We start from the raw sequence: 10,700 nt of genomic DNA, 5'->3' as shown, positions 1-10,700 counted from the left end.
CTCCGGCCCTACCCGGCCATGGCCAAAACCCTTAGCAAGTAGCCCCTTCTATGCAATTTGGATGAATTCGGCCTGGGCCGTGTTTTTGCTAGCCTTGCTGCGGGGTTTTCACGGCGCGGCAAGCCGTTTTGTCCATGGCTGAGCCGCCCTCTCAGGTGGCAATGTGTCCGATACAGACTTGCGAACCATGCCTTCCGGCACTCAGTTCGAAGCCGATCTCGCCCTTGTGGGCGCGGGACCGGCAGGGCTGGCGATTGCCCGCGAGTTTGCCGACACGTCCGTAAAGGTTCTGCTGATCGAAAGCGGCGGCACGGATTTCGATCCGGACGCGCAGACACTCAACCGGGTGGAAAATGTCGGCGACCCGAATGCGCGGGACGCCATGCCGCTCCAGCGCGGCTATACGGGCGATCTCGCCTGGCTCAACGATATTCCCGCCTTCGAACTGCGCAACCGTCTGGTCGGCGGCAGCACCCACACCTGGGTGGGCAAATGCGCCGCCTTCGATGACATCGATTTCGACATGCGCAAATGGGTTCCCGGCTCCGGCTGGCCCTTTCCGCGCCGCGATCTCGCCGGCGAGCTGGACCGTGCGGCGGAACTGCTCAATCTCGGCCCCAACATCTATGACAGGGCGCTTTATCACCGGCTGGTCTCGCCGCCGGCCGAAATAGATCTGAACGACGATCTGGTGCGCACCTTCTTCTGGCAGTTCAGCCACAGGGCGGGCAGCAGCGAGCCGCTGCGTTTTGCAGATATCGCGGCCAGGCTGACGGCGAAGAACATTGACATTCTCACTCATGCGACCGTCACCCGCATCGGCCTTTCCGAGAATGGGCGGCGGATCGAGACGCTCGACCTGAAGAGTCTTTCGGGCACCGAGGCGAGCGTGCGGGCGCGCAAGGTGGTTCTGTGCTGCGGCGGCATCGAGAATGCGCGGCTTCTGCTTGCCTCGAACGACGTGGCGAAACAGGGCATCGGCAATGAGCGCGACTGCGTGGGGCGGTATCTTGCCGATCATCCGCGCACCGTGATCGCCCGGTTCGGCAGGGACACGCTGCAGGACGTGGCCGAGCATTTCGGCTTTTACGGCCTGACGCACAATCACCGCACGCATTTCTATCTGCGCGGACTGGCGCTGAGCCCGCGTCTTCAGGCCCGCGAAGGGCTGCTCAACTGCGCCACCTATCCGGTGCAGATGCTTGCACCGACCGACCCATGGGTGGCGCTCAAGCGCTTTTATGCAGGCAGGCAGCGGTTTCGGCTCGGCGATCTGCGCACGGCCCTTGCCGCGCCCGGCGGGCTGGCGGCTGGCCTGCACCGGCGGCTCATCATGAAACGCGGCCTGCCGCGCCAGATGACGGAACTGCGCTTCGACGCGATGGTCGAGCAGCGGCCCAACCGCGAAAGCCGGGTGACGCTTTCATCGCGGCGCGATCCGCTTGGCATCCCCATGCCGCGCGTCAACTGGAAGATAGGCTGGGCGGAAACGGCCAGCGTGGCGCGGCTTGCCGAGTTGATCTCGGCGGAATTCTGGCGGGTGGGCCTGCCGCAGCCAGGTCTTGAACAATGGGTTCTGGACGAAGACTTCAAACATGCGCCCTTCGCCGACATGGCGCATCCCGCCTGCACCACCCGCATGGGCGAAGACCCGTCGTCCAGCGTGGTCGACCGCAATGCGCAAATTCATGGCGTCGAAGGGCTTTATGTGGCGGGAAGCTCCGTCTTTCCAACGCCCGGCCATGCGAACCCGACGCTGATGATCCTCGCGCTGACCCTGCGGCTGGCCGACCACCTGAAAGCACGGCTCTTGCGCTGAAAGCCCCTGCCGGGGTTTCCTCTAGCCTTCGGACTTCAGCCAGCCGGTCCATTTCCAGCTTGCATAGAGAACGCTCAGATAGATCAGTGCGCCGACGAGCACCTGAACGGCCATCTGCGAATAACTGGGCAGATGCGCTTCGGCGGGCCAGTGCGCAAGCGACGAGACACCCACGAACATGACCGCAGCAGCGAGCCCGATCAGACCGCTATTGGCCGCGATGCGGGACCAGTCGAGCCGGCCATAGCGCGCCTGATACCAGATCGAGAGCCCGCCGGCGAAGACAGCCGCCACGCATTGACCGAGCGCCGCATAGACAAGCCCGAAAGGCGCAAGCGCAACCATCATGCCGATGGAGGTGACACTGATCATCAGCGAGAGCGGCCAGAGCCGGCTCACCTCGCCTCGCACCGAAAGCAGCGGTTCGGTCACATAACCCTGGAACATGAGCAATTGCCGAACGGCGAGGATCTTCACCACCAGCGCCACCGGCGCCCAGCCGCTGCCAAGCGCGATATCCACCAGATTGGTCGCCACCAGAAGAAGGCCGACATAGACAGGGGCAGCCACGGCGAAAAGCACCGGCAGGAAGACGTTGCCCGCCCGCGTGATCGCATCGTCACCCGTCCCTGCATCCTGATTGCCGGCACGGCGGAAGATCACCCAGGCGAGAAGACGCGCCGGCTCGCCGACGAGTTCGGAAAAGGCAGCGACGATGCGCTCGGCCGCCCGGTAATAGCCAGCATCGGCAAGGCCAAGCAGGCTGCCCACAAGCAGCGTTCCCGAATAGGCGCGGCCGAAAACGATGAGCCGCACGCTCACAATGTAGCGCGCGAAGTGGATCACTTCGGCCAGTACGCTGCGGTCCGGCAAGCGTGGGGCGATCCAGCCCAGCACCCAGATGCCGCCAAGGACATTGAGGAGGTTCGTGACAAGACGACCGATCACCAGCGCGACGATGTTCCAGCCCGTCCAGAGGCCGAACAGCGCCACCACCAGACCGCCTGCCTCGCTGATCATGCGGATGATCGCCTGACGGTTGAGCATATGGCGATGAACGAGCGTGCCGTCATAGACCGTGTTGAGCGCGGCGGGCACGAACCACAGTGTGAAGAGCGCGAACAGCCAGGATTGCCACACCGGGAACCACAGCCCGCCGACGATCAGAACGCTCCAGAGGCCAAGCAGCGTGAAGCCGCTGCCGCTCAGGAGTGCGATTGCCGCAAGCTCGGGAAGCCTTTGCTCGCCATGTTCGGAGCGCATGATGAACTCGGCCCACCCGCCTTCGCTGACCACGACCAGCAGAAACGCGATGGCCGAGACGAAGGCGAAGAGGCCGAATTCGGCCGGTTCCAGCACATGGGCGGCAGCGACGAAAACGGCAAGCTGCGCCACCTGCGCGAACAGCCGGGCCACCATGACCCAGACCCCGCCGCCCAGCAGTGTGGAGAGCGGCAGACCGAGAAAGCCGGCGGGCTGTGTGTCATCCTGCCGAGGTTTGTGATCCGGTTTCACCAGCCGTTCCCCCCGCCGCTATTCACCTGCGCGGGCGCATCAGCTACGCTTTCCTTGAAATGACCGATGATTCGCCGTCTCTGGCGGTGCATAAATCGGAAGTGCGGTTGCATGGATTTCGATGCCCGATCTCGGTGCGGCCCGGCGTTGAGACAGGGGCTGCAGATGGTTGCGGTTCCTCGTGAGCGGTTACAGCTTTGGTGCTTTTCGGCGAACAACGAGCAGACAGTGCGAGACGCGAGTAAAGAAGACCAGATGAACCAGGGTTTCCTGGCCCGGCCCTTCAAGGCGATCAGCGCAAAGATCGCCACGCGTTGGATTGTTATTGCCTTCTGTCTTGTCGTCTGGCTGGCCGTTGTCTTTCTCTACCTCCTCTAGAATTCCCGTGTGCGCTCTGCTCTGCGCCAGAGCAATTCCAGGAAAAGCGGGAACCGGTTTTCCGTCCGGAATTGCGCAGGAAACGCCCTAACAACCATTGTGATCGAACAGGAACACGCCGACCGTGCGCCAGACGATCTTGAGGTCGAGCCAGGTCGTGCGGTTCTGGAAATAGTGGACATCAAGCCCGACGCGCTGGTCGTAAGACGTGTCGTTGCGCCCTGACACCTGCCACAGCCCGGTGATGCCCGGCTTCATCAGCAGATAATCATTGATGCGTTCGCCATAGCGCACCATCTCGTCTTCCACGATCGGGCGCGGCCCGACGACGCTCATCTCGCCTTTCAGCACGTTGACGAACTGCGGCAGCTCATCGAGACTCGAAACCCGAAGGAAACGGCCAATGGGATGGATGCGCGGGTCGTCGCGCAGTTTCTGGCAGGCGCGCCATTCCTGAAGAAGCACCGGATTCCTGTCCAGAAGCTCCTTGAGCAGCCGGTCGGCGTCGCGCCGCATGGTGCGGAACTTGAGACAGTCGAAAACGCGCCCGTCGCGACCGATGCGCTTCTGCCGATAGAAGACCGGCCTTCCGTCGCTGATAAGGATGCACATGGAGATCGCGGCGAAAGCCGGCAAAAGAAAAAAGAGAACAAGAATACTGAAGACGATGTCGAATGTTCTCTTGAAAACAAAATAGGAGCGGAAATGTCTTACTTTCCGCAGCTCCAATTCCTGTTTTACGGAACTATCGTATGCGTACAGCATGAACCCGCCCCTGGGTGTTGTTCTGTGTGCCTCGACGTCGATCATTATAAAGCCGCGCAAACCGCGTGATATAACTCCATCGGGGTAGTGGACGGCGCTATTTAGGTGCAATCCACCGAACAATCGGACCATCCCTACCCCCGCAACGCCGCCGGTCTAATCGGCATCATTTGAGTTGCTGGGCGGCTGGCCAAAAGCATTAGCGCTCCAGACTTGTGCGATGGAGGGAACGCCCTGTTTCGGTTGCGGCGGCCTTTGCACGCGTGGCCCGCAGAATGCGGCGTCCGTGCTCTGCACTGGCGCGCTCCAGCACGCTGCCATAAAGCGCAAGCAGCGCTGAAAGCCACGTCTGCGCCGTATTAGCGAGCTGCGGCGCGGCCGCCAGCGCATTGTCGCTCATCGCCGCGACCAGCCCGTCATCATCGGCAAGCCGGCGCAGTGTGGCGGCCAGCGCCTCGATGCCGCCGGTCGGGAAGGTGAAGGCCGCGCCCGCATGCGTCAGCTCCCGACCCAGAAGCGCGTGGCCGGGCAGCACGACCGGAATGCCGCTGCCCACCGCTTCGAGCGCCGCCAGCCCGAACGGCTCGGGCACACGCGAGGAAATGACCACGCAGCGCGCAGTGCGCATCAGCTCCGCGATGCGGGCGCGGTTGCACCAGCCGTGCAGCGTGACTTCCGGATAGCGGTTTTCAAGAACGGTGCGCCCTGCCCCTTCGCCGATGACGTGAAGCGGGACGCCGGCCAGACGGGCAGCCTGTGCCGCGTCTTCAAAGCCCTTTTCCGGTTCCAGCCGCCCGACAAAGAAGAAGTCACGCATCGCCTGCGGCCGCGCGCCCGACCGCAGGAAGGGCTCGACCGGGTTGCGGATGGTCACCATGCGGCTGTCATCGATGCCCGAACGGGCAAAGTAATCCCGCATCGCCTCATGCACGAGAACGATATTGGCCGGCTGGCTGTGAAGCGCGAAGAAGCGTTGCATCATCATATGCCGTGCCGAGCGCCAGGCCTTTTGATGAAAGCCGCGCTTGTCGCATTGCGTGGTCAGGCAGCGCAGCGACATGGGCGCAAGCTTGCACACCGAAGCCATCGGGTAGTTGATGAAGCCGCCATTCGGGCAGGCCAGAAAATAGTCATGCGCGTGCAGCACGACACGCCCGCGCACCGGCATCAGCGCGCGGAAAATGGAGGGTGACAGGATCTTCGACCACCCATGCACGTGATAGATGGTCGAGGGTCTGTCGTGCGCCTCGATCCAGCCTCTGAGTGCGGCATGGGCGTTGCGATTGTAGAGCCCGCCGACAAAGGCCGCGATCCGCCCGCGCTCCACGAGCGGCCTGCCGCCCAGATGCACCGCGTCTGGCTGGCCTGCCTGCGCAGGACTGTCGCCGGCAAAGAAGGTGACCGGCACGCCGGCCTCGCGCAACAGGCGCGCGGACAGGCACGAAAGGTTGGATGCGCCACCGATCTCGGCTGACCTGTCATTGATGATGACGACACGTCCCGGACGCATGGCTGGCTCCTAGTCCAGAACGGTGACGTTTTGCGGCGCAAGCCGGCCACGCACGAGATCCACCAGCGCGCGCATATTGCCCGAGAGCCGGCCACGCCGGTCCACCCAGGGTTCTGGCCGGAAGATCTTCACCGTGTTGGCGACAAGATTGCGCATGATCTGCGGCGCGGCATGGCGCGGGCTCATGGTCTTCTTGCGCATCAGATAGACCGGGTTGGCGATCTGCGAATAGCCAAGCCGGATGCCCGATGTGCGCCCCGTCTTGGTGCCCAGATGCACCCCGCGCAGCCTTTGTGAGCGCACGATGCGCCCATGGCGCGCAAGCTGCCGGCTGAAATCCACATCCTCCAGCCAGCCATAGAGCGGCAGGTTTTCATCAAACCTCAGCCCATAACCACGCACCGTCGACATGCGAACGGCCATGTTGCAGCCATAGCCGTTATAGACCGGCTGTTCGCCACCGCGCGGCGGCGCGTCCGACCGGGTGCGGATGATCCGCAGCCCGTCTTCCAGCGGGATTCCCGGCCCCAGAATGCCGTCGGCATCCACCGTTCCCGTGCTCATGACCACATCCGGATATTCCCGGAAGATGCGCACAGTCTCTTCCACATAGGAGGGGGCGACGAGGAAATCGTCATCCAGAAAGAGCAGAATGTCGGCCTTGCCGACGCATTCAAGAATGCGGTTTCGCTGTCGGCAGAGCCCGCGCTCCGAGAAGACCACGCGGGTTCGCCCGGAAAGCGCGCCAAGTGCGGCGGGATCGACGTCATCATCGGCAGCCGCGCAAATGACGATCTCGTCGACCGGCTGCGACTGGTGCAGAAGATGCGGCAGGACAGAATGAAGGATCGGCCGTCGGCCAGTGGTCGCAATGCCCACGGCCACCCGATAGTGCATGTGTCGATGAAACCGTTCAAACGCCATGATGCTCTCCCGCTCCAACCGTGTTTCTGCTGGAAGGTCGCCACCACTGCCCCGATTTGCGCTTGTTGAAGACCACGCCCAGAATGCCGACGCGCGACTTGCCGAAGGTGGAAAGCGCATTCGCCAGCCACTCCACAGTCATGTTGCGGCGGTTTCCGAGCACGAGAAGAATGCCGTCGACATAGGCGCTCGCCGCGCGCGCATCGGCGGACGTCGCGAAGGTGGAGAGGTCGACGATGATCACGTCATAGTCGTGCCGGAGCTCTTCCAGCTTCTTCTTCAGCGCCGGCAGATGGCCGAAGCGGTGCCCCGGATGCGCGGCCTTTCGTATCTGGTCGACGGTCAGGACGGGAAGGATCGGCGCTTCATCGTGACGGACCTGCTTTTCGCCCTTGCGCTTTCCATCGGCAGGCGTGTCCAATTCCAGATCGTCGCGATAGATCGCAAGCCCTGCTTTCGGGCCTGCACTGGCGGCCTGAATGCTGAGATAGGGCTTTTTGAAATTGGCGTCGACCAGCACCACCCGCAGCCCTTCATTGGCGTAGAGCTGGCCCAGATTGGCCGCGATGGTGCTCTTGCCCTCGCCGCCACCGACCGATGTGAGGCCGACGACGATCGGCCCACCTGCAGGAAAGGCCGCGTCGATGGAGCTTTTCACGCCGCGCAGCGCCTCGGAGAAACCCGAATAGGGCGCATCCAGAACGAAGCGCAGCGCGCCCTTGCTGCCGGGGGCCTGGAAACGCGTGAAGGGCACATAGCCAAGCGTGGGCAGGCCCAGTTCGCGCCCCAGCCGCTCGCCGGAGCTGATGCGCCGGTCGAGCACGTCGCGCAGGCCCGCAAGCCCCAGCCCGCCGGCAAAGCCAAGCATCAGCGCCATCGGCATGATGAGGGTCGTCTTCGGCCAGTTCTTCGCGAGCGGCGGCGTGGCCGCCGTCACCATGCGCGCATCACCAATCGGGAAGGACTGTTTCTGCAATGTGCTGATGAGCTGCTGCAGAACGCTTTCATACATGCGGCGATAGGTGGTCGCGCGGCTCTCAAGCTCCGTCAGCTCGACCCGTGCGAGGTTCTTTTCCGACACATTGCCCTTGATCGCATCGAGCTGCTTCTGAAGGAGCTGTTCGCGCGCCTCAGCCGTGTCGAGATTGGACTTGTAGACCCCCTGAATGCGCACCAGCTCGGTGGTGATGAGACCTTCAAGACGCGCGATCTCGGCCTTCGCCGCAAGCGTCGGCTCGCTCTCTGCGCCATACCGCGTCTGCTGCGCCTCAAGTCGGGTGCGCGCGGCGCCTAATTCGCTGCGCAGCCGGTTGATCTCGGTGTTGTTCAACGCCTCGCCGACATAGCTGTCCGGCAGTTCACCGGCGAGCATGCGGTTGATCGTGGCAAGCCGCGCGGCCTCGCCCGCTTTTGCAGCCTGCGCGGACAGCAACTGGCTGCTGATCTCGGTGAGCTGCTGCTGATCGAGACCGGACGCACCCACCTGTGCGATGTCGTTGCGGTTTCTGTATTCCTCGGCGCTGAGGGCGGCCTCATGCGCCTGCTGACCGACCTCGACCAGCCGGTCCTCAATCCATTGCGCGCCCCGCGCGATGATCTGCGATTTGGCGTCGAGGCTCGACTGCATATAGGTGTTGGCAATGGCGTTGGCCGCCCGCGCCGCCTTGACTGGATCGGTGGAGGTGTAGCCGATCTCAAGCACATAGGACTGACCCACACGCCGAACCGAAACGCGCCCCAGAAAACCCGCCATGGTGCGGCGCATGATGTCTTCTTCATCGGGTTCGCCCGCGGCCGCAGCGCCTTCATCCCCCTGATCGAACACCGATAACAGGGAGGAGATCGCACCGCGCACCGCAGACCGCCATGAAGAGCTGGTCTGTATCTCCGGATCTTCGGTCAGGTTGAGCTGCTTGATCACCGAGCGGGCGATGGCCTCAGACTTGACGATCTCCACCTCGCTGGCGATTTCCGCCGTCTCGATGATGATGGTGCCGGTGGAAGCATCCTGCGACGCGATGCGGGCCTGTTCGCGGTCGATCACGATGCGCGCAATGGAGGTGTAGGTGGGCTGGGTCTTGGCGATGTAGAGCGCACCAAGCGCAAGCCCCGCCGCCGAGGCCAGCGCGAGGATGAAGAAATGCCGGCGCAGAAACGCCCATATGTCGCGGAATGAAATGTAGTCCTGCTGCTGCCGGCTTTCCCTGGACGCCATGTCCGTCCCGGTCAGCTTTCTGATTTCCTGCACCACCATGTCCTGTCCCGCCCCGTCTTGTAGCGCCGCCTTAAGGCACGGCGATCTAGCGCGACTGCGCCTGCATGATTTCGTTTTCCAGAGACACGCGCGGCGTTGCGGCGCGCAGCAGATCGAGCTGCACGTCAAGAACGTCGCCCGGCTCCAGACGCGTCGTCTCGCTTGCCTCGACCCGCATTGTCTGATCGCCGCCACGCAGCACGCTGAAGCGCAGCGGCTGCTGTTCCACCGCGCGCTCACCGCGCCGCAGGAGCGAAGCGCCCGTTGCCTGAAGAAGCTGCTCCGTTACCCCGCGACGCAGTTCAAGATCGTCGATTTCCAGATTGACCTTCTGCAGTTCCGCGCCGATTTCGGTGCGCCGCACGCCTTCAAGGCTGAGCGCGTCGCGCTCGGTCTCGCTCAGCCGCTGCTGCGCGCGCATCGAAGCGACCGCCAGATCGAGGCGGCTTGCCTGCAGATCCGCCACGATGCGTTCAAGCCCGGTTTCGCGCGATTTCGTGACCGTGCCCTTCTTGACGAGCTGGGCCACATTGCCGAGTTCGTCCTGGGCGATCTGGATCTGCCGGTCCTGCGCGACCATCTTCTCGCCGAGGATCTTGATCTCCTCGCGGAAGAGCGTTCCAAGCTCCGAAAGCGAATTGTGTTGACGCTGATAGGCGTTGCGCCGGGCCTCGAAAATGGCCTGCTCGTCCCGCACGAACTGGGCTGCATGACCCGCCAGCGGACGGCCCTGCAACGCCGTCTCGAAATCGACCTCGGCGTTCTCGACCAGCTCCGCCTCAAGGCGCGCACGGCGTGTTGAAAGCTGGAGAAGCTGAAGATCGATGCGGCCGATCTCGCCGGCGTAACGGATCTGTTCAAGCTCCGAATAGCCGCCGGACTGGTCGGTTCGGCGCACCCGCCCGCCCGCCATGGCGAGCGCCTGCAGCACGCTGAGCCCCGGTTTGAACTCGAACTCGCCCGGCCGCTCCACGCTGCCGGTGACGAACACGGATGGATACCGCACCACCTCCACCGTGGTGTCGGGCGGCGCGAGTAGACCGGTCTTTTCCTGAAGTGCCGCCGCAATCTCTCCGGCCAGCGCCTGCGGTGTCCGGCCTTCGGCCTCCATCGGACCGACCAGCGGCAGCGCAATGCGGCCCGAAGGCGAAATCGCATATTCGCCATTGAGCGCCGTCCATTCGCGATATTCGCCCTGCGCCTCCACCCACTCGACCACCGCGATCTTCACCCGCGTCTGCGGCAGGAGCCGAAACTCCTCGGAAGCGCGGGAAGGAGTGCCCGGCAGGAGAAGGAGAAGAGAAGCGAGGAGAAGCATGAGGGCCGCGATGACGCGCCCTGACAGATGGTCGGTGGAGACTGTGCACTTGATGCTGCGCTGCTTCATCCTGCCCGTTCCGAATAGATGCGGTTCTGGATCGATACGGTTCCGGGGAAGACGCGAGACCTCCTCCCCCACCGTCGATCATCGGGCGAAACGGCGTCAGGTAAATTCGGTTGAAATGCTGTGCGGCTAGTTCCTTTCGGCTAGGGCG

The 10,700-nt window shown here is 63.4% G+C and carries 8 protein-coding genes; 2 read left to right on the top strand and 6 right to left on the bottom strand.

The window, feature by feature from the left end:
- The first annotated feature begins 187 nt into the window (after window positions 1-187).
- Window positions 188-1,819, top strand: a complete 1,632-nt coding sequence (locus tag NDI72_RS00195) for a GMC oxidoreductase (protein WP_283799216.1) — start codon at window positions 188-190, stop codon at window positions 1,817-1,819.
- A gap of 21 nt (window positions 1,820-1,840) precedes the next feature.
- On the opposite strand, the gene NDI72_RS00190 is transcribed toward NDI72_RS00195, so the two are convergent.
- Window positions 1,841-3,334, bottom strand: coding sequence for an oligosaccharide flippase family protein (locus tag NDI72_RS00190; RefSeq protein WP_283799215.1), 1,494 nt, complete (start codon window positions 3,332-3,334; stop codon window positions 1,841-1,843).
- A 111-nt stretch (window positions 3,335-3,445) separates the two neighbouring features.
- Between NDI72_RS00190 and NDI72_RS00185 the strand changes: the two genes are divergently transcribed.
- Complete coding sequence (locus NDI72_RS00185) at window positions 3,446-3,712, top strand: hypothetical protein (RefSeq protein WP_206545800.1); 267 nt, start codon at window positions 3,446-3,448, stop codon at window positions 3,710-3,712.
- A gap of 87 nt (window positions 3,713-3,799) precedes the next feature.
- Here NDI72_RS00185 and NDI72_RS00180 read toward each other — a convergent pair whose 3' ends face one another.
- From NDI72_RS00180 to NDI72_RS00160, 5 genes are all read right to left on the bottom strand, one after another.
- Window positions 3,800-4,477 carry a sugar transferase gene (locus tag NDI72_RS00180; RefSeq protein WP_283799214.1) on the bottom strand — a complete coding sequence of 226 codons (678 nt, stop codon included), beginning with the start codon at window positions 4,475-4,477 and terminating at the stop codon, window positions 3,800-3,802.
- Window positions 4,478-4,676: 199 nt separating this feature from the next.
- Window positions 4,677-5,987, bottom strand: coding sequence for a glycosyltransferase family 4 protein (locus tag NDI72_RS00175; protein ID WP_283799213.1), 1,311 nt, complete (start codon window positions 5,985-5,987; stop codon window positions 4,677-4,679).
- A gap of 9 nt (window positions 5,988-5,996) precedes the next feature.
- The gene (locus NDI72_RS00170) at window positions 5,997-6,911 is read right to left on the bottom strand and encodes a glycosyltransferase family 2 protein (RefSeq protein WP_283799212.1); all 915 of its coding nucleotides are present in this window, start codon (window positions 6,909-6,911) and stop codon (window positions 5,997-5,999) included.
- Window positions 6,901-9,165 carry a GumC family protein gene (locus tag NDI72_RS00165; RefSeq protein WP_283799211.1) on the bottom strand — a complete coding sequence of 755 codons (2,265 nt, stop codon included), beginning with the start codon at window positions 9,163-9,165 and terminating at the stop codon, window positions 6,901-6,903. Before NDI72_RS00165 ends, NDI72_RS00170 begins: the two co-directional genes overlap by 11 nt.
- A 46-nt stretch (window positions 9,166-9,211) precedes the next feature.
- A complete protein-coding gene (locus NDI72_RS00160) occupies window positions 9,212-10,552 on the bottom strand; it encodes a polysaccharide biosynthesis/export family protein (RefSeq protein ID WP_283799210.1) in 1,341 nt (446 codons plus the stop codon).
- Window positions 10,553-10,700 lie beyond the last annotated feature (148 nt).

Origin of the sequence: Nitratireductor sp. GZWM139, assembly GCF_030068685.1 — a bacterium.
In the GTDB taxonomy this organism is placed as follows: domain Bacteria; phylum Pseudomonadota; class Alphaproteobacteria; order Rhizobiales; family Rhizobiaceae; genus Nitratireductor; species Nitratireductor aquimarinus.
Note: the sequence above shows the minus strand (reverse complement) of the source record. Positions and strands in the feature narration are given on the sequence as shown.